General features: G+C 69.6%; 15 protein-coding genes. 7 read left to right on the top strand and 8 right to left on the bottom strand.

Features of this window, described 5'->3' with window-relative positions:
• Window positions 1–147: 147 nt before the first annotated feature.
• Entirely contained in the window at window positions 148–1068 is a 921-nt protein-coding gene (locus WMF20_RS19350) for a pirin family protein (protein ID WP_437615685.1), read from the bottom strand.
• Between the two features lie 17 nt (window positions 1069–1085).
• Window positions 1086–1283 (bottom strand): hypothetical protein, encoded by a 198-nt coding sequence (locus WMF20_RS19345; RefSeq protein ID WP_437615683.1) that lies wholly within the window; start codon window positions 1281–1283, stop codon window positions 1086–1088.
• 461 nt (window positions 1284–1744) lie between these two features.
• Between WMF20_RS19345 and WMF20_RS19340 the strand changes: the two genes are divergently transcribed.
• A complete protein-coding gene (locus WMF20_RS19340) occupies window positions 1745–2926 on the top strand; it encodes a vWA domain-containing protein (RefSeq protein WP_437615681.1) in 1182 nt (393 codons plus the stop codon).
• A gap of 132 nt (window positions 2927–3058) precedes the next feature.
• Here the strand turns inward: WMF20_RS19340 and WMF20_RS19335 are convergent, their stop codons facing one another.
• On the bottom strand, window positions 3059–4255 hold the full coding sequence (locus WMF20_RS19335; protein WP_437615679.1) for an endo-1,4-beta-xylanase: 1197 nt from the start codon (window positions 4253–4255) through the stop codon (window positions 3059–3061).
• Between the two features lie 460 nt (window positions 4256–4715).
• On the opposite strand from WMF20_RS19335, the gene WMF20_RS19330 reads away from it, so the two are divergent.
• Window positions 4716–5534 (top strand): phytanoyl-CoA dioxygenase family protein, encoded by an 819-nt coding sequence (locus WMF20_RS19330; RefSeq protein WP_437615677.1) that lies wholly within the window; start codon window positions 4716–4718, stop codon window positions 5532–5534.
• 13 nt (window positions 5535–5547) lie between these two features.
• Here WMF20_RS19330 and WMF20_RS19325 read toward each other — a convergent pair whose 3' ends face one another.
• Both WMF20_RS19325 and WMF20_RS19320 read right to left on the bottom strand, forming a co-directional pair.
• The gene (locus WMF20_RS19325; protein ID WP_437615675.1) at window positions 5548–6111 is read right to left on the bottom strand and encodes a DinB family protein; all 564 of its coding nucleotides are present in this window, start codon (window positions 6109–6111) and stop codon (window positions 5548–5550) included.
• Between the two features lie 122 nt (window positions 6112–6233).
• On the bottom strand, window positions 6234–7277 hold the full coding sequence (locus WMF20_RS19320; protein WP_437615673.1) for an aldo/keto reductase: 1044 nt from the start codon (window positions 7275–7277) through the stop codon (window positions 6234–6236).
• 166 nt (window positions 7278–7443) lie between these two features.
• On the opposite strand from WMF20_RS19320, the gene WMF20_RS19315 reads away from it, so the two are divergent.
• On the top strand, window positions 7444–8388 hold the full coding sequence (locus WMF20_RS19315) for an AraC family transcriptional regulator (RefSeq protein WP_437615671.1): 945 nt from the start codon (window positions 7444–7446) through the stop codon (window positions 8386–8388).
• A gap of 176 nt (window positions 8389–8564) precedes the next feature.
• On the opposite strand, the gene WMF20_RS19310 is transcribed toward WMF20_RS19315, so the two are convergent.
• Both WMF20_RS19310 and WMF20_RS19305 read right to left on the bottom strand, forming a co-directional pair.
• Complete coding sequence (locus WMF20_RS19310) at window positions 8565–10280, bottom strand: glycoside hydrolase family 5 protein (RefSeq protein ID WP_437615669.1); 1716 nt, start codon at window positions 10278–10280, stop codon at window positions 8565–8567.
• Window positions 10281–10822: 542 nt separating this feature from the next.
• Window positions 10823–11125, bottom strand: coding sequence for a tautomerase family protein (locus WMF20_RS19305; RefSeq protein WP_207217907.1), 303 nt, complete (start codon window positions 11123–11125; stop codon window positions 10823–10825).
• Between the two features lie 305 nt (window positions 11126–11430).
• Here WMF20_RS19305 and WMF20_RS19300 point away from each other — a divergent pair, with 305 nt between their 5' ends.
• From WMF20_RS19300 to WMF20_RS19285, 4 genes are all read left to right on the top strand, one after another.
• Window positions 11431–12849 carry a M64 family metallopeptidase gene (locus WMF20_RS19300; RefSeq protein WP_437615667.1) on the top strand — a complete coding sequence of 473 codons (1419 nt, stop codon included), beginning with the start codon at window positions 11431–11433 and terminating at the stop codon, window positions 12847–12849.
• Window positions 12846–13412 carry a hypothetical protein gene (locus tag WMF20_RS19295; protein WP_437615665.1) on the top strand — a complete coding sequence of 189 codons (567 nt, stop codon included), beginning with the start codon at window positions 12846–12848 and terminating at the stop codon, window positions 13410–13412. The genes WMF20_RS19300 and WMF20_RS19295 overlap by 4 nt, the downstream gene beginning before the upstream one ends.
• Window positions 13413–13645: 233 nt before the next feature.
• Window positions 13646–15391, top strand: a complete 1746-nt coding sequence (locus WMF20_RS19290; protein WP_437615663.1) for a cellulose binding domain-containing protein — start codon at window positions 13646–13648, stop codon at window positions 15389–15391.
• A 226-nt stretch (window positions 15392–15617) separates the two neighbouring features.
• Window positions 15618–16862 (top strand): zinc-binding metallopeptidase family protein, encoded by a 1245-nt coding sequence (locus WMF20_RS19285; RefSeq protein ID WP_437615661.1) that lies wholly within the window; start codon window positions 15618–15620, stop codon window positions 16860–16862.
• Here the strand turns inward: WMF20_RS19285 and WMF20_RS19280 are convergent.
• Complete coding sequence (locus WMF20_RS19280; protein ID WP_437615659.1) at window positions 16837–19668, bottom strand: PAS domain-containing protein; 2832 nt, start codon at window positions 19666–19668, stop codon at window positions 16837–16839. The genes WMF20_RS19285 and WMF20_RS19280 overlap by 26 nt on opposite strands.
• Window positions 19669–19722: the final 54 nt, after the last annotated feature.

The raw sequence follows: 19722 nt of genomic DNA, 5'->3' as shown, positions 1-19722 counted from the left end.
CACCTTCATCGCGGCGAGCTCGCGGGGAGAGAGCGGCAACCGAAACGACGCCAAGCCGACCGAAAAGACGGCCAAGGACGCGCCCCTCCGACGGCGGCGGGAAGACGCTGCGCATCCCGTGCTCCCGGAGCCGGCCGCAGGCTCGCGTCACGCGCCTTCCGGGAGGGGAATGAACTCGACGTCATCGCCGGGGATCGTGGGGAAGCGGCCCTCGCGCCAGTCGGCCTTCGCTCGCTCGATGCGCTCCTTGGAGCTCGCCACGAAGTTCCAGTAGATGTGGCGAGGCCCGTCGAGCGGCGCGCCGCCGACGAGCATGAGGTTCGTCGCGCCGATCGCCTCCGCGGCGACGGCCGCGCGCGGACGGAGCACGATCATCGCGCCCGCGCCGAAGCGCTTGCCGTCGCACGCGATCGCCCCGTCGACCACGTAGACGGCGCGCTCCTCGTGCTCGTCGTCGATCGGCAGCGTCGCCCCGGCCTCGAGCCGAGCATGCACGTAGAGCGTCGGCGACAGGACCCCTGTGGGCGCCTTCGCGCCGTAGGCGGTCCCGGCGATGACGTGAAGCTCCGCGCCGTGGCGGCGCACGACGGGCATCGTCTGGCGCGGGTGATGCTCGAAGCGCGGCTCGATCTCCTCGTCTTGCTGCGGGAGCGCGACCCACGTCTGGATCCCGTGCATCCTGGCGCCGCGCGCCCGCACCTCCGGCGCGGTTCGCTCCGAGTGGACCACGCCGCGCCCCGCGACCATCCAGTTCACGTCGCCCGGCCGGATCGGCTGCTCCGAGCCGATGCTGTCGCGATGCACGAACTCCCCTTCGAGGAGATACGTGATGGTCGCGAGCGCGATGTGCGGATGCGGCCGGACGTCGAGCCCCTGGCCCGGCGCGAAGTCGACGGGGCCCATGTGATCGAAGAAGAGAAAGGGCCCGACGTGACGTCGCTGCGCCGCCGGGAGCGACCTGCGCACCGTGAAGCCGCCCAGATCCCGCGGGCGCGGCTCGATCACGAGGTCGATGTTCGCGCTGTCGGCGCCCAGGCACTCCGGTTCCTTGTCGGGATATCGGCTCATCGAAAGCTCCTTGGTTCTCACGGCTCGTTCGAGGCGACGATCGCCCAGAGGAGCCCTCGATCGGTACCGTCTCGATCACCCACCGCGTCGCCCGAGCTCGCCCGCTCGCGGCCCGGGCAGCCCGCGACCGCGGCCCGGAGCCGCGAGCGCCCGCCCTCCGCCAGCGGGCGGTGAAACGCGAGGTGGACCTTGAGCACATCCTTCCCATGGCGCATGTGATCGTAGCGCTCAACCTAGCGCCCCGGCACGCGGGGCCGCAATCCCGTTCTTCCTCGCGTGCGAGGTCACGGCCGGCCTCGCCGGGCGAAGGGCGACGACGACTGTCGATCGATTGTCAATAGTTCGTCGCATTCGCACGAGGGCGGATCGCTGATCCTCTATCTGCAGCGCCGCGCGTGCAGCCTGGATGGACGACAGAGACCTTGCGCGCTCGCCGCATTGCGCCGTGATGGTCGCAGTGCGACGCACCCACTTTTCAGACCGTATCCCGCGCAAAGATCAGCATCATCGATTATACTCCCCATCGATCCCGGGGCTCCGGCGAGGCGTGATCTTGCAAAATTCCGCCTCCGGAGGCCTCTCGTTTTCATGTGCGTCGTGCCGGCGTATCGCGCCTGGTACGCGCTCGAAGAGGAGTGGATTTATGAGATTGCCTACGATGGCCATAGCTTTGTCGATGGTGGGTTTGGCCAGCGCCGCATGCGGCGGGCTCCCAGGCAGGGGCGAGGGTGACGGCGGCTCCCCGAACAGCACCGGCAACGGCAACGGCAGCGATACCGGCACCGGCACCGGCTACGACGACACCTTTGGCAGCGGGAACGATCTGGGATCGAGCGGAAATTCCGGTGCAAGCAGCGCCAGCAGCGGCGGCTCGACGGCTGCGGGACAGGCGTGCGCCACCGAGACCTCCCAGGCCGGGTTCCAGCAGGTGTACCTCGCGTTCGCGTTCGACGTGTCGGGCAGCATGGGCGCGAACGACGTGGCCTGGCGCGATCGGTCGCTCAAGTGGGATCCCGTCGTCGCCGCGACGAAGCAATTCTTCGTGGATCCCGCCTCGGCCGGGTTCCGGGCGTCGCTCACGTTCTTCCCTGGCGCGCGGCAGATGTGCGACGCGAATACGTACTTGGCGCCGGACGTCGCGATGACGCCGCTGCCGTCTCCGGCGTTCGGCGAGGCGATCGATGCCGTCACGCCTCAGGACAACCGGAGCTGGCGCATCGGCACGCCGACGGCGTTCGTGATCGAGGGCACGACCGCGTACATCGAGGAGCAACGCCAGCAGAACCCCGGGAAATACGCGATCGTCCTCGTGACCGACGGCTATCCGGAGCAATGCCGCCAGTCGAACTCGATCGAGGCCGTCGTCGAGCGCGTCGACGCTGCGCGCACCGCCGGCATCTCGACGTTCGTGATCGGGGTCAACAGTCCGCCGGTGGAAGGCGCCCCGCCGAGCCTCGATGAGAACCTGCGCGTGATCGCGGCGGCGGGCGATACGGGAGAGGCGTTCATCATCGACACCGGCAACGCGGCGGACACCACGGCCGCGTTCAAGGCGGCCGTCGAGGAGATCCGCGGCGCTGCGGTCTCGTGCACGATCCCGATCCCGCCGCCCCCCGACGGGAGGACATTCGACAAGCAGAAGGTGGACGTGAAATACACGAGCGCCGCGACCAGCACCCCGACGTCGCTCGTGTACGATCAGGCCTGCGCGGCCGCGGGCACATGGCGCTACGACGATCCCGCGAACCCGACCGCGATCGTGCTCTGCGACGACACGTGCGCCGTGGTGCAAGCCCAGGTCGAGGTGTCTCTGGGCGTCGACTTCACCTGCGAAGACGTGATCGAAGTACCGCTGTGATCGGCAGCGCTCCCCGGCCGGCGCGACCCCTTCCCGGGGATCCCGCCGGCCAGGTGAGCCGGTCACCGAGTCGAAGCTCGGCGAGCTCCCTCCGCGGAGGGAGCTCGCGCGGATCATCGCGTCAGCGAGACGTCAGGTCCCACCGCGACCCAGGAACTCCATGAGCCAGGCCATGGCCGGCCGCATGGTGCCGTTCGAATGCTGAATGCCGGTGTTGTCGCGCCAGGTGGTGCCGACGATGTAGCCCCACAGGGTGATGCCCGGGACGGCGGGGTGATTCCAGAACATCGTGAACTGCTCCTCCATCACCCTCTTCTGCTGGTTGTCGTCCGCGATGCCGATATCGTACTCGGTGATGTACACGGGCTTGCCCAGCGCGGCGAGCTTGTCGATGTAGCCCTTGACGGTGCTGGTGTTGATCTTGTAGGCGTCGTGGGCCTGAGCGCCCAGCGCGTCGACCGGGGCGCCCGCGTCGATGACCGCCCTCGCGATCCGCACGAAGTTGTTGTGGTCGTTCTCGTACTCGATGTTGTTGTAGTCGTTGAGGATCAAGACCGCGCGCGGGCAGAACTCGCGAGCCCACTTGAAGGAGTTCACGATCCAGTCCCAGCCGCTGGCGCCGTCGCCGCCGATGCCGTTCTTGTACGAGGGCGTGGTGTGGGGCGGCGGCTCGTTGACGACGTCGATGTACTTCGTATCGGGGTAGCGCTCGCAGAACGACTTCATCCAGTCCCGCACCGCCGCCTGCTGCTCCGACCCGGAGAGGCCCCCGACCCAGTTCGGTTGCTGGCTGCCCCACACGAAGACGTGGTGCTTGAAGATGATGTTGTTGTCCTTCGCGTACTTGTAGATCGCGTCGAGCTTGCTCCAGTCGCGACGGCCGCGGGAGCTCTCGACGGAGCCCCACTTGCCCTCGTTCTCGGGCGTGATCTGGTTCCAGTAGGTCGCGAAGCCGTTGCGCACGGCGCCGCTCGTCGTGATGTTGCCGACGAACTTCGCGGCAGGGGCCCCGCCGCCTCCGCCGGCGCCGTTGTCCTCACCGCCCGCCCCGCCGCCGCCCGCGCTCGAACCGCCGGTCGTCGAAGAGCTGGTCGTCCCCGCGCCCCCGGTGCCGCTGGCGGCCGAGCTGCTGCTGCTGCTCGTCGTCGGGCCAGCGCTGGTGCTGGTGCTGGTGGTGGTCGTGGTCGTGGTCGTGGTGCCCGCTCCCCCCTCGCCGTCCGCGCCCCCCTCGCCGCCGTCGCCCCCGCCAGAGCATCCAGAGAGAGTCGCGAGCCCGAGCGCGACCCACGTCGCGCCGCACAGCCATCGAGAAGAACGGTTCTTGGTCATGTTGGACTTCCGAGAGTTGAGCGATTGGGTTGGAGATTCCAGGAGCGAGAGAGCCGACCGACAGCGACGCGAGCCGGAGCGCACACGCTCAGCGATGCCCACGCCAGGAGCCCGGCGCTTACAATTCCCGCTACCGATGGAAGTGATCTGCGACATTCGCCTGAAAACGCCTACGCTTGGTGTTTTTCCTCGAGAAGAAACATGCAGTGTCATTGGCTCCTTGCGCCAACACAGCAACTTTGCACCTGAAGGCGAACGTGACGGCGAGCCGGAACCTGGTCGGGGTGCGCGGACGCAGCCGACTGGGCGGGGGGCGGCTGTCCTGACCCAGGTTGAGGTACCGGGAGGTCGTGGCGCAGGTTGAGGCCGCTGGCGCTGGAGGGCGCTGGTCGCTGGCCTCGACGGACCCTTCCCGGACGACTTGCGCCGCCGAGACGACCCGTACAAGGTGGTCCGCACCGTGAGCGAGTTGAGCCATTCGCAGATCGAGCACTTCATCACCCAGGGATTCGTCCGCATCGACGCGGCGTTCCCCCGGACCCTGGCCGACGACGCCCGCGCCATCCTGTGGCGCGACACAGGCATGACCCCGGACGACCCGAAGACCTGGACGAAGCCGGTGGTTCGACTCGGGCACTACGGGCAGCGACCCTTCGCCGAGGCCGCGAACACCCCGGTGCTCCGCGCCGCGCTCGATCAGCTGGTCGGCAGCGGGCGCTGGCAACCGTGCGCCGCCCTCGGCACGTTCCCCATCCGCTTCCCGTCGCCCCTCGACCCGGGGGACGCGGGCTGGCACATCGACGTGAGCTTCGGCACCGAGAGCCCCGACTTCATGGAGTGGCGCGCGAACGTCAGGTCGCGCGGCCGCGCGCTGCTCATGCTCTTTCTCTTCTCGGATGTCGGTGAAGACGACGCGCCGACGCGCATCCGGGCGGGGTCGCATCTCGACATCGCGCGGCAGCTGGCGCCGGCCGGCGAGCCGGGGTTGACCTTGCGTGAGCTGGCCGCGAACGGCTTCGCGGAGACGGCGCATCGGCCGCAGGTGCTCGCGACGGGCGACGCGGGAACGGTCTACCTGTGCCACCCGTTCCTCGTCCACACCGCGCAGCCCCACCGCGGCGCGCGCCCCCGCTTCATGGCTCAGCCGCCCCTGCTCCCGACCGAGCCGCTCCAGCTCGAACGCGAGCGCGGCGACTACTCACCCGTCGAGCAAGCCATCCGCCTGGCGCTGAGCGGCGCAGCGACCATCGATCCGACCCAGGTCAAGCCCGCCGGATAGGCTGGCTCGCCCTCTAACCGCGCGGCCTTCGTGCGTAGAGGAAGCGTGCGTAGCCGAGCTCCGCGGCGTTCTTCGTGAGCTCGACGTTGGCCCACGCGACGACGTCGCCGAACGGCCGGTCCTGGAAGGGCCACCGCGTCCGCCGCGTCGAGCGCAGGTCGTCGTCGGTGGCCCGCTCGATCGCCGCCCGCCACTGATCCTGAAGCCCGCCGAGCCACGCGCGCACGCCGTCGGCGTCGCCGGGCCAGGCCACGTCCTCGCGCGCGAGGGCTCCGCCGCCGAACGAGTGGTCGAGCACCATGGACCACCAGAACCCGAGATGCCACGTCACCCATGCGATGCTCGGCGGGCCGAGGTCGTATCCCTCGTGCTCCGGCCAGTCGGCGCGCCACGTTCCATCGTCGGTCCGACGAACGTGCAATCCCTCGTCAGCCGGGCGCCACAAGCACTCTTCGGTCGTGAGCCCGTCGAGGTGGAAGCTGGTGAGCTGCCACGCTGTCTCGAGCTGCCGGATCAAGTAGCCCCGAGCCTCGCCGGCCACGGGCGGAGGCGGGACCTCAGGGCTGTGGCGTCTCATGGCCCCACCCTAGCACGGCCGCCCGCCGAGGACCGAGGGGGCTCACGGCCCGAGATAGGCCCTCCGCACTTCCTCCTTCTTCGCCAGCTCGCTCGGATGGTTCCGGCCCCCCCTGCCACGGCTCACGCGACGGTCCGCTCGGGGAAGTCGATCTGCTCCCACCGGTTTCCGGTCATGGTCGCGCGCTGCTCGGCGTGGCCATTGAGCTCGTGGGGATAACCGAGCGAGACCGCGCTGACCTGGTCCAGGCGGCGGAGGCTCGCGTCGTCGAGCGCGAGCGCCGCGGCGCCGAGGTTCTCGTCGAGCTGAGCGCGGGTCCGCGGCCCAAGGACGGGGATCACGCCCTTCGCGGCCGCCCAGGCGATCGCGACCTGACCCGGGCTCGCGCCCAGGTCGTCCGCGACGGCGACGAGCGCGTCGAGCACGGGGCCGTGGCGCGCGGGCTCGTCGTGCAGCACGCTCGCCTTCAGATCGGTCGCGCGGCCCCGCTCTCCGTTCCGGTACTTGCCGGTCAGGAGGCCGCCGGCCATCGGTGACCACCCCATCACGCCGAGGCCCAGCGCGTCCGCCATCGGCAGGAGCTCGCGCTCCGTGGTGCGCTGGAGCAGGCTGTATTCGACCTGGATCGCGGCGAGTGGGGACGAGCCGCGGAGATCGCCGGCCTTCACGCCCATGGCGACGCGCCAGGCCGGGAAGTTCGAGAGCCCGCCGTAGACGATTTTGCCGGCCCGCACGAGGTCGTCGAGCCCGCGCACGATCTCGTCGATGGGGGTCACGCCGTCGTCCATGTGAACGAAATAGAGATCGATGCGGTCCGTCTTCAACCGTACGAGGCTCTCCTCGACGGCCTGCACCATGGCCTTGCGGTTGTTCCCGAGCCGGGCCAGCGCCGGCGCCGGACCGGCGCCGCGGCTGAACTTGGACGCGATGACGAGGTCGTTCCGATAAGGGGCGACGATCTCGCCGATCAGCCGCTCGGCCTCGCCGTGCTGGTAATTGTCGGCGGTATCGATGAAGTTGCCGCCCGCCTCGACATAGCCCTGCAGGATGGTCCGCACCTCTTCCGGCGCTGCGCCGTAGCCCCACGCCCTCCCGAACATCCCGGTGCCCAGACACAACGCGGAGACCTTGAGGCCGGTACGCCGGCCGAGAATCTTGTAGCGCATCGAGAGCTCCTCACCGCGGGAATGACGCCCTCCGCGGCCGATGTAGACCTGACGGTCACGGCCGCTTATGCTCACGCGGTGACCGCACCGTACGCCTCACGGCCTGGAGCATCCATGTCGAATGCGCCGGTTTTCTGGTCCAAAACGCCACAGGAGCGAGGTAGATGTGGATGTTCTCACCGAGATCATGGCGCTGCTCCGGACCCAGGGGCACCTCTACGGCAGGCTCGAGCTCACGGCCCCGTTCGGGCTCCAGTTTCCAGGCCGGAAGGGCATCTGTCTCATCGTGACCCGCGGCTCCTGCCTCCTCGGCGTCGACGAGCAGGCGCTCGTGCCGCTCGTCGGCGGCGATTTCGTCTTCCTGCCCGCGCCCGAGGCGTATTCGCTCCGGAGCAGCCCCAGGGCGCGCCTGCGCGCGGCAGAGGACGTGACGCCGCCGGAGGCGTTCTACCGGTCGCGGCTGATCGCGCACGGCGGCGGCGGCGCGCCCGTCACCGTGATCGCCGGGTGCTTCACCTTCGCCTCGCCCGAGAGCGAGCTCCTGGTCAGGCATCTTCCGCCGATCATCCACCTCGCGGCGTCGGACGCGCACGCGGCGCCCTGGTTCCAGTCGACGCTCCAGTTCATCGCCGCCGAGATCGCGCAGGGCCTGCCCGGGTCGCCTGCGGTCGTGGACCGGCTCGCCGAGGTGCTCTTCGTCCAGGCGATGCGCGCGCGCATCCAGGCGTCGCTTCCGGCCGGCAGCCAGAGCTGGCTCCGGGCGCTCGGCGACCCGCAGATCGGCGAGGCGCTGCGGCAGATGCACGCGGCGCCGGGCCGCGCGTGGACGGTGCCGGAGCTCGCGCGCGTCGCCTCGATGTCCCGCTCGGCGTTCGCCGCGCGGTTTCGCGAGCTCGTCGGGGAGACGCCGCTCGACCACCTGACGCAGTGGCGGATGGTGCGGGCCGCGAGCATGATGCGCGAGAACCGGCCGATGAAGCTCGCGGCGATCGCGATGGCGGTCGGCTACGAGTCGGAGAGCTCGTTCGGCAAGGTGTTCCGGCGCGTCATGGGCATGTCGCCGGGGCGCTACCGTCGGAAGCATCGGCTCGACGACGAGCGAGCGGATTGACACCTCCGGCCGGCTCGACGGCGGGCAGACGCTGCCCGAGTCGCCGGCGGCGCTCGCCATGCTTCAGGGCTGACCGACCGGGAAACCCGGGAGACCTCGGTCACCGGCTCTGGCCGCCAAAAGAAAACCGCCCGCAGGCCAGGCCTGCGGGCGGTCGTCATGATCTGCGGCTCGGTCTACTTGAGACGAGCCAGCATATCGACCTTCTCCTTGTCGAGCTCGGTCCAGGTGCCCCAGCCCGTCTTGTCGGCGTCGGTGTACTTGTGGCCGTAGATGCCGCCCGTATCACCCGACTCGGGGTTGATGGACCAGTAGGTGAAGTCCGTCATTCCCTTCTTGATCAGGTAATCCGTGTACATGTTCTGCCACTCCCAGTCGTAGCGCTTGCCGGCAGGCAAGTGCGCCCACAGCTGGGCCAGCCCCGGATCCATCTCGTTCTTCGGCCAGTCCTTCACGCCGCCGAACTCGCCGGTGATCACGCAGAACTTCTCGTCGTGGAGGAACCCGAAGTGCTCGTCCCACTGCTTTGCCAGCCTCTCGACGGCCGCCGGGTTGGACCGTTCGATGTCCAGCCCGCACTTGGCCTTCGCGGCCTCCTCGTCCTCGAGGTCGGCGCACCCGGCCTGGGACTGATCGACGTGCTGCTTCTGCACGAACACCGCAGGCCCGTAGGTGTGGGGCGAGAAGCAGAGCCGATCCTTGGGGATCTGGATCGGGTAGGCGTGCTGCCCGAAGAAGTTCTCACCCCAGTTCGGGTTGAGGTTCTCATCGCCGTGGGGCTCCGGCTCCGACGTCAGGCCGCTGGTGCCCTCCGGCTGGTAGCTGCCGGACACGCCCTGGACAACGGCGATCATGTCGTCGTTCTCCTCTTTGATGACGTCGTAGCACGCCTTGGCCATATCTGCCCACTTGGCCCAGGAGTACTTCCACGGCTCGTTGAAGCAGTCGATGCCGATGACGTTCTTGATGTTGAGCTCCTTGGGCAGCCGCGCGATCGTGCGGATGTCCGCGAGCCACTTCTCCATGCTGTAGGCGTCCTCGCCCATCGTGCAGTTGTAGGCGTCCGCCTTGTAATCGTAGTTCTCGCGATTGCTGTCGACGTAGGGCGGGGCATCGTCGAGCCTGCCCGCGCGCCACCCGAGGTGGTTCGAGCAGGAGTGGATGCCGATGATGACGTTCAGGTTGTTCTTGTTGGCCTGGACGAGGAAGTCCTCGAGCGCCTTACGCGCGTTGGCGTACGGGTAGACCTTCTCGTTGTTGTTCCTGATCCGGGGCGAGGTCTTGCTGTAGTCGCCGTCCGGGTGATTGGCGACCAGGGTCTGCGGCGCGATCGGAAGCCGGATCGTGTTGAACTTGAGAGCGGAGCTCGTGAGCTCCTTCATCGTCTGCTCGATCGTGCGCGGGCTGGCGTTCTCCACCCACCACATCGCCCCGATGAAGAGCTCCATGGCGCCGGGACGCTCGAGGTCGTCTTGTCCCTCGAGCCCGAACCAGTTGCCGCCGCGAACCTGGATCGGCGTGCCGTCCTGCATCAGTTTGCCGGTGTCGGGGTTGACCCGGAATCGGCCGGGCGGCGAGCCATCGGTCGTCGGCGTGGGATCCCCATTCGGGTTGGTGGAGCCGCCGCCGCCGCCGCCGACGCCCGTCCCCGTGGGCATGCCAGCGCCAACGCCGCTGCTGGTGGGGGTGCCAGCGCCAACGCCGCTGCTGGTGGGGGTGCCAGCGCCGACGCCGCTGCTGGTGGGGCTGCCAGCGCCCACGCCCGCGCTCGCGCCGCCCGAGCCCGTGGTGTCACCGCTGGCACCGCTCGAGCTGTCACCGCCGCAGCCGATGGCCAGCAGGCCGGCGATGGAAAAGGAACACAAGAAGATATGGCTTCCTCGGATTCTCATAGCTCCGCTCTTTCGTTAAGCTCGAACTCAGCGCACGGCACACGGCTCCGAGCGTCCACGCCCCCGTGATTCAACCGCAAGCCAATCCAATCTAAAGGCTTGGTCGCGCTCGAAGTCGACCCTGTGCAGAATTCGCAGACAGGCAACACCGACGGGTTGCCAACCGGGGCTGTACACTACCCGCCATAAAACAAGGGGTCAAGATGGGATGTGCCCCGCCATGCGGGCATGGCTGGATAATTATCGACAGAGTGTCGCTTTCCCACGAGGGTGGATCTCTTCATGCCCTCATCGATCCGACGAGCGCACGCAGCAGGGCAATCCCTACGGCCTTGGCGTCGCAGAGCTTGACTTTCGGATCGGTCACGAATTTCCCGGGCGTCGGCGCGCCGACATGATGCTTTGTGTCAAGATTTTGTGCCGAGATGATGCTCTGTGTCAAACCCTGGGAAACGGCGTGTCAATGCGACGGTCGCGGCGGCGGTTGCCCTCTGTCGAGGGCCTTGTCGGCGCCGGGGGGACCGCCATCGTGCGCTTCGCCGTCACGCGGGGCGCTGGTAGCGGTGCTCCTGCGTGAGCCCGCCGTAGCCGTAGGCGCTGGCGCGCAGGTCCGCGATATGGATGTAGGAGTGCTCCGCCACCTCGCCCAGGAGCTCGCGCATCGCCCCGTGGACCGCCTTCAGGTAGGCCGCCTTCTCGGCCTTCGTGTTGGTCTCGTCGGTGATGCTGACCATCCAGTGATACGAGCGCGCGCCCTGCTGCGACAGCGCGCGCCCGGCGACGAACCAGCGCGAGGGCTCGATGAAGTCGATCACCACCGCCGGCGCGCTCGCGGCGTGGGCCAAGGCGGCCTGACGCCTCGCCGGCCGACGCTCCTCGCGGGCGCGGCGCCCCGGCCGGCGTGACACAGCACCCCTCTTCTTGACTTGACGCGGCGATCGGGAGGAGAACCATGGGGCTCGTCTGTAATCGGCTCGATATCGCCGCGGGCCGGCCGATCGCCGTTGACACCAGCCATGTTAACGTTAACATTTTGGCCTCGAAGGGGGTCCTCTGGCGCGTCGCTCCCGATGAACGGATGCGCACTTGGACCTTGTCATCGACGACGGCGCGATGGGTATCACCGGCGAGGGGTCGTGAGGCGAAAGCGATGAAATCTAGCTGGATGCTGCGCGTTTCATGCCTGGTGGCGCTCTGCGCTTGCGGCGAGGCACCGGGCAGCGGCACGACGACGGACAGCGGCAGTGCGTCCGAGGGCGGCAACCTCGCGGCCGGCGGCTCCGCAGGCGGCGGAGCCGGAGGCGTCGGCAGTCCAGGCTCGGGCGGCGCGGGCGGCGCGGGCCAGGGCGGCTCTGCCGGCGCGGGCGCCGGGGGTGCTTTCGTGCCCGGCGGCGCTGGAGGAGGCGGCCCCGCGTACGTCCTCGATTGCGGCACGAACGGCGTGGCCATCGAGAGCGCGGGCCCGCCTGAGAACCGCGTCAACTACGTCATCATCGGCGACGGCTACGACGCCACGACCGTGAACACCACGTACATCGAGCACATCGAGGCGGCGATGGCCCTGCGCTTCAGCAGCCCGATCGGCGAGCCGTACAGCAGGTATCGAAAGTTCGTCAACATCTGCGCCATCAAGCTGGTCAGCCCCTCGAACGGCGTCCCAGGCGTGCTCGGTTGCACCGGCGACGACGAGAGCCGCCTCGCAGACTGCAATACCCGCGCGGCGGACGACGCGCTCGCGGCGAACCTCCCCGACGACTTCGAGGTCGACTGGCACGCCATCGTGCTGAACAACGATCGCTGGTGGAACACGGGCTCGTCCTGGATGCTCTGGTCGGGCGCGCATCCGGAGGCTCCCGGCGCGGCCCTGCACGAAGGCGGCCACGGCTTTCATCAGCTCGCCGACGAGTACTGCGCCAAGGCGACCGGCTCGGGCTGCGGCGCGAACACGTGCGGCGGCAGCGGCACCGAGTACGTCGAGGTGAACTCGACGGCCGACTGCACGACGACGGCGGGCAAATGGGACAAGTGGCTGGGCTACGACGCCGCCGACTCCACGGGCCTCCAGGGCACCTTCGTCGGCAGCCGCTACGTCGACGGCGGGCAGTATCGCCCGTCGTCGAACTCGATGATGAACAGCCTGTTCGGAGGCCACAAGAACACGAGCTTCAACCCGGTCTCGCGCGAGAAGATGATCATGGATATCTGGATGCGCGTCAGGCCGATCGACTCGACCGATCCGCCCGCCGGCGCCGTCACCGACCCGGCGACGCTCGCGGTCAACGTGATCGATCCCGAGGTCATCAGCGTCGATTGGACGCTCGACGGCGAGGTGATCGCGACCGACGGCGGCCCCGTCTACAACGTCGCCGCGGCGGGCCTCGCTCGGGGCACGCACACGATCGTCGCCAGGGCCTACGACAATGTCGGCGAAGAGTGGGTGCGCTACCGCAGCGGCGAGTGCCTCGACCCGCCGCCGTCGACGAACCCCAGGTACTACGATCCCTGCTGGGGCCGCGACAACTGGCCCCGCTCGCAGGAGACGGTGACGTGGACGGTGACGATTCCATGAGGTCGACGCGCAGGCGATGGGCCGTGGCCGCGCTGGCGCTCCTCGGCGGGGCGCTATGGCTCGTCGATCGCTCGCGAGAGCCCGATGGACGACGGCCGCCCTCGTCCCGGCAGGAAGCGTCGCAGGAGGCGACGCCGCGCGAGGCGGCGTCGCGCCGCACGACGAGCGAGCCGCCCGCGCTGGCCGGCAGCGCCGAGCTCGCCGCGGCGGCCTTCGACCTGGCCGTCATCGGGCCGAGCCCCGACGACCGGCACGACGGCCCCGCTCACCCTCACCCCATCACGCCGCGTCACCTCGAGATGCAGCACGAAAACGGTCTGATCGCGCTGCTGAACGACGCGATGAGCGCGCGGAACGGCGCGCGCATGCGCGAGCTGGTGCACGAGTATCGTCGCACGCACCCCGGGGACCCGAGCCGGCTCCAGGACGGCTACGAGATCATCGCCGGTTGCCTCGAGGCGCCCGGCGAGGCGTCGAGAGCGGCGGCGGAGGGCTACTACGCCGAGCACCGCGCCTCGACCGTGAGGCGCTTCGTGCGCGCGATCTGCCTCGAAGGTGGTTGAAGGGCGCCCGCCCTCCCCGGCGCAGCTGCCGGCGGCCTCAGGACGATTTTCCGAAGGAGCGGCGTCGGTGGCTGCATGCAGAGAGGGCCACCGGGAGCGCCCTCGATCGATTGCGCACTTTTTCAGCGCCCCGGTAGCGAAACGCATCCGTCAGGGCCGGCCTCGCGTGCGACTGGACGATTCCACTCGATCGCCTCGGAGCCGGCGGACATCGCCAGAAAGAGGTGCAGTGGATGGAATCGCAATCGAGAGCTTCACGGAGCGATCGTCAGCAGGCGCGACCGGCCGAGCGCAGGCGCACTTCGCCCGTCGGCGGGAGGGCCGGCCTCTTCCTGCGGGCTCGCGGCCTCCGCCTCGCGTGGCTGGGCGTCGTCCTCGTCATGTCCGTCGTGTGCCCCGGGAGCGAGGGCTTCGCCGCGACGACCGACTTCACCGTTCAATACGCCAACTACGATACAGCCGCCCCGAACGACACGATCGCCGAGGCTGGCATCCGGCTGCGCAACAACACCACGGCGACGGTGCCGCTGAGCAGCATCGTCGTGCGGTACTGGCTCAAGAAGAACGGCGCCGCGACCGTGACCCCCGCGTGCTGGTGGTGGAGCCCGTCCTGCAGCAACATCACGCTGGCGACCGGGAGCGTCTCCTCGAGCGGCGCCGACAGCTACGTGGAGATCAGCTTCTCGAGCAGCGCCGGGAGCCTCGCCCCGGGGGCCACCACCCAGCCGATCGACCTCGGGATCCAGTTCGGCGTCAACGTCGATGAGACCGACGACTACTCGTACAGCAGCCAGACCAACTTCGCCAGCTGGAGCCGGATCACCGTGCACGACGCCGGCTCGGCGCCCACGGGCGGCCTGCGCGGCGGGACTCCGCCGAGCGGCAGCGTGTCGACGCCGGCGGCGCCGGCGGCGCTGACGGCGACGGCGGTGAGCTCGAGCGCGATCGCCCTGAGCTGGTCGGCGAGCAGCGGGGCGACGAGCTACAGCGTGTACCGGTCGACCACGCCGGGATTCGCGCCGGCGGCGGGCAACCGGATCGCCTCCGGGGTGACGTCGACCAGCTACAACAGCACCGGCCTGTCGGCGTCCACCACTTACTATTACAAGGTCACGGCCTCGAGCGGGGGGAGCGAGTCGGGGGCGTCCGCTCAGGCGAGCGCGACGACCCCCGCCGGAAGCGCTGTCGTGGCGGAGCTCTTCGACGACTTCAGCTACACGGGCACGGGCGACAGCAGCTTTCGCTCCTGGTGGTCGCTGCGGAGCTGGTCGGGCGGGCCCGGCGTGAGCGGCGCGCAGTGGCTGCCGTCCAACGTCTCGCTGGTCGCCGATCCGGCGAACGGGGCGAACAAGCTGATGCGGCTCAAGGCGACCACGAACGGCGCGGCCGCGGGGAGCTCGCATGCGGAGGTCATGTCCACGTCGAGGAAGTTCCGGCTGGGCACGTACGCCGCCCGGGTGAAGTTCTACGATACGCCGCTGTCGGGCGCGCGCCTCTTCGGCGACAAGCCGATCGAGACGTTCTTCACGATCACCGAGTATGTCGACGGCGACCCGGACTACTCGGAGCAGGATTTCGAGTACATGCCGAACGGCGGCTGGGGGCAGGGCAACACCAGCACGATGTGGCTGACCTCGTGGGAGACGACGACCGACAAGACGTCGAGCCTCGTGTCCGGGAGCCACGACGGCTGGCATACGCTTGTAATTCAGATCACCAGCACATCGATCACGTACTACATCGACGGGGTGGCGAGGGTGACGCACGCGTCCAGGTTCGTCCCGGAGGAGGGTCAGTACCTGAGCTTCCAGGTCTGGTTCGACCAGCTCGACGCGGCCCAGGGCAGCTCGCGCACGTACCACGAGGACGCGGACTGGGTGTACTTCGCCAAGGACGCGATCCTGTCGCCCGTCGAGGTCGACGCGAAGATCGCCGGCTTCCGAAGCTCGTCGGTCACCCGCAAGGACACGGTGCCGTGAGCGGGTGACCCCAACCTGGGTCGGGCCGCCCTCGGGCGCCCGCAGCGCCTCCACATCGCCACACTGAGACACTCCGCGACACCGGCGCGAGCCGCCCGCCGGCATACGGCCTCAGGCATACGCCGCGAACATCGCGTCCCGTATCTGGCACATGGCTTGCCGTCCTGGCACATGGCTTGCTATCAGCGAGCGGAAACCGAGCATGGTCGAGACGCATCCACCCTCCATGTCCACTCGCTTCGACAGCCTCATCACGCGCCTGCGCAGCGCATGGAAACCCATCAAGCAACCCACCGCCCCGCGCGCGTACCGGTGCCAGTGCGCGAGGCCGGTGTTCTTCCGCAACAGCGAATGCCTGGCCTGCAAGACGCCGCTCGGCTACGAGCCCGAGCGCGCCCAGGTGCTGCCGCTGAAGCCCGGGCCGACCGAGGGCACCTGGCGGCTCTGGAACGACACGGCGGCCCCGCCGCGCCTCTATCGACGCTGCGGCAACTTCGACCTGGCGTCGGGCTGCAACTGGCTCGTCCCGGCGGCGGCCGAGGCCCCCGCGCTCTGCGCCGCGTGCCGGCTCAACCGCACCATTCCCGATCTCAACGTCGCCGAGCACCAGGCGCTGTGGCGCCGCATCGAGACGGCCAAGCGACGGCTCGTGTCACAGCTCCTCGCGCTGAACCTGCCGGTGAAGTCCAAGGTCGGCGAGGACCCGGAGCACGGCCTCTGCTTCGACTTCCTCGCCTCGCCGCCGGATGGGCCCAGGGTGATGACCGGCCACGCCGACGGCGTCATCACCCTGAACATCGAGGAGGCGGACGACGCCACGCGCGAGCGCATCCGCGCCGCGATGCGCGAGCCCTACCGCACGCTGCTCGGGCACTTCCGGCACGAGATCGGCCATTACTACTGGGACCGCCTGGTGCGCGACACCGGATGGCTCGCGCCGTTCCGGGAGCTGTTCGGCGACGAGCAGCAGGACTACGCCGCCGCGCTGAAGGCCAACTACGAGCAGGGCCCGCCCGCCGACTGGCCGCAGCGCTTCGTCAGCGCCTACGCCAGCATGCACCCGTGGGAAGACTGGGCCGAGACCTGGGCCCACTACCTCCACATGGTCGACACCGTGGACACGGCCCTCAGCTTCGGCATCGACGCCGACGAGGTGGAGCTCGACGTCGAGCCCTGGGGCGCCGACGCGCTGTGGCGGCCGGACGATCCAGGGGCCGCGAGCTTCCTCGGGTTCCTGAACGCCTGGGTGGAGCTGACGGCCGTGCTCAACGAGATGTCGCGCAGCATGGGCCAGCACGACTTCTACCCGTTCGTGATGCCGCGCCCCGCCGTGGCCAAGCTTCAGTTCATCCACCTCGTCGTGAACGGAGCCCTCGCCGCGACCCAGACCGCCGCCGCGACCCAGACCGCCGCGATCCACGCAGCCGCCGCGACGCCGCCCGCCGCTATACCAGCGCCTTGGGCCAGGTGAACGAGAAGGCCGCGCCGCGCCCGAGGTCCGAGTCGAGGGCGACGGCGCCGCCGCTGCTCTCGACGATCTTCTTCACGAGCGCGAGCCCGACCCCCGTGCCCTCCGACCGGTCCCGCGCCTCCAGCGTCTGGAAGATGATGAACACCTTGTCGTGGAAGCGCGGCGCGATGCCAGGGCCGTTGTCCTCCACCGTGAAGCGCCAGTGCGAGCCGGCGTCCGCGCACGAGACCACCGCGCGGCCGTTCCCCTTGTCGCGGTGGTGCTTGATGGCGTTGCCGATGAGGTTCATGAAGACCTGCTGGAGCAGCGCGCGCTCCGCGACGACGCTGGGCAGCGGGCCGGCGATCTCGACGCGGAAGCCCCCCGGCGGCGACAGGAGATCCACCACCTCCTCGACGAGCGGGCCCACGGCGACCACCTCGGTGGGCACGCGGATGCGACCGACGCGCGAGTACGCGAGGATGGCGTCGATGAGCGCGTCCATGCGCTGCACGCGGATGCGCAGGAGCTCCAGGTTCCGCTTGGACACGTCGCTGAGGCGCTCGCCCTCGTCGTCCTCGATCCACTGCGAGAGGTTCGCGATGCCCCGCAGCGGCGCCTTGAGATCGTGCGACGTGATGTAGGCGAACTGGTCGAGCTCGCGGTTCATGCGCTGCAGCGCCTCCGTGAGCCTGGCCAGCTCGTCCGCGCGCTGGCGCAGCGCGAGCTCCGCGTTCATGCGCTCCGTCACGTCGGTGCACGCGCCCGTCATCGTGAGCGGCCTGCCCTCGGCGTCGCGGAGCATGCGGCCGCGATCGAGCAGCCAGTGGACGCTGCCGTCGGGCCACACCACGCGGAACTCCAGGTCGAAGTCGGCGCCGTCGTGCACGCAGCGATCGAGCGCCTCGAAGACGCGCTCCCGGTCGTCGGGGTGGACGAGGCCCGTGAACTGGTCGATGTGGCGCGCGGTGGTGCCCACCGGAAGGCCGAAGAGCCGATCGAGGTTCTCGTCCCAGTCGAGCTCGTTCGTGGCCGGGATCCAGCGGAACGTGCCCGTCGCCGAGGCGTCGAGCGCCGCGCGGAGGCGCTCCTCCTTCTCCTGGAGCGCCCGCTGCGCCTGCCGCTGCTCGGTGATGTCGTGGCACGTGCCGAGCATCCGCGCCGGCGCGCCGTCGGGCGCGCGCTCGACCTCCGTGCGCGCGTGGATCCAGCGCGTCGCGCCGTCGGGCCGCACGATGCGGTACGTCATCTCGCCCGAGCCGGCCTGCCAGAGCAGCGCCTCGAGGTCGGCGGCGACGCGCGCCTTGTCCTCCGGGTGGACGCAGGCGATGGCGGCGTCGGGCCGGACGCCGCTGCTCTCGCGCGGCAGGCCGTGGATGCGGAGCTGCTCCTCGGACCAGTCGAGCTTGCCCGCGGCGACGTCCCACGACCAGCTTCCGAGGTGCGCGACCTCCTGCGCCTTCGCGAGCTGCTCGCGGCTCTCGCGCAGCGCGCGCTCCGCGCGGGCCCGCTCGATGGCGATGGCGGCGAGGCGCGTGGCGACGCGGACGACCTCGTCGTCGGCGGGGGTCGGCGCGCCGGGCGCGGACCGATACACGGCCCAGGTGCCGAGCACCTCGCCCTTCGAGGAGACGATGGGGGTGGACCAGCAGGCGCGCAGCCCGAGCGGCAGGGCGAGCTGGCGGAAGTCGGCCCAGAGCGGATCTGTCGCGATGTCCTCCACGATGACCGGCGCGCGGCGGTGGGCGGCGGTGCCGCACGAGCCCGCGCAAGGGCCGACGAGGATCCCGTGCACCGCCTTGTTGTACGACGCCGGCAGGCTCGGCGCCGCGCCGTGGAGGAGGCGGCGGCCGTCCTCGCTCGCGAGCAGCACGGTGAAGCGGCGGCCCGCCGAGAGCTCCTCGGCGTCGCGGCACAGCACCTCGAGCGTCTCCTCGATGCCCTGGTGGAGGGCGATCATCTCGAGCACCTTGCGCTGCCACCCGAGGAGGATCTGCTGCCGGCGCTGCAGGGTGGCGTCCATCATCGAGCCGATCATGCGGACGGCCTTCCCGGTCGCGTCGCGCAGCACGACGCCGCGGTCGTAGATGTACGCGTACTCGCCGTCGGCGCGGCGGAAGCGGTACTCGCCGCTCCACGCCGTCGCGGTGCCGTCGATGGCGTCGTGGATGCTGCGCGAGACGCGCTCGATATCGTCGGGGTGGATGCGGCCCGTCCAGCTCTCGGGCCCCGGCTCGAGGTCGTCGAGCCGGTAGCCGAAGGTGCGCTCGAAGTTCTCGTTCCACCAGACCGTGCCGGCGGTGAAGTCCCAGTCCCAGATGGTGTCGTTCGTGGCCTTGGCGAGGAGGTGGAAGCGCTGATCGCTGAGGCGCAGCAGGTCCTGCGCCAACCGGCGCGGCGTCACGTCCTCGAGCGCGCCCTCGAAGCGCGCGACGCGCCCGGTCGCGTCGCGGATGGCGCGCGCGGTGATGCTGACCCACAGGCGCGTCCCGTCGAGGCGCACGAACTCGACCTCGTATCCGTGGACGGCGCCCTCCTGGTCGAGGGTGCGCATGATCTCCTGCCGCTGCCGCTGGTCGGCGTAGAAGCCCGGGACGGGCAGGTCGAGGAACCGCGTGTGGTCCGCGTAGCCGAGGAGGCGCGCGAACGCGCGGTTCGCGTCGATGAAGCGCCCCTCGGGCGTGGTCGTGAACAGCGCGACCGGGCACCCGGCGTAGAACGACGAGAGACGATCCTCGGGGGAGAGCGGGGCGAGCTCTACCTCGGCGCTCGCCTTCTCGGTGCGGGTCGCGGCGTTGGGTGGGCTGATGCGGAGGTCGTCGTTCATCCGGGGGTCCTCGCGGCGGGACACCTACCTTTGAGGGCACGCTCGCACGAGCGC

The organism is Sorangium sp. So ce834, from assembly GCF_051521425.1.
Lineage (GTDB): Bacteria > Myxococcota_A > Polyangia > Polyangiales > Polyangiaceae > Sorangium > Sorangium cellulosum_D.
The sequence above is the reverse complement of the archived record's forward strand: the minus strand, read 5'-3'. Positions and strand labels throughout refer to the sequence as shown.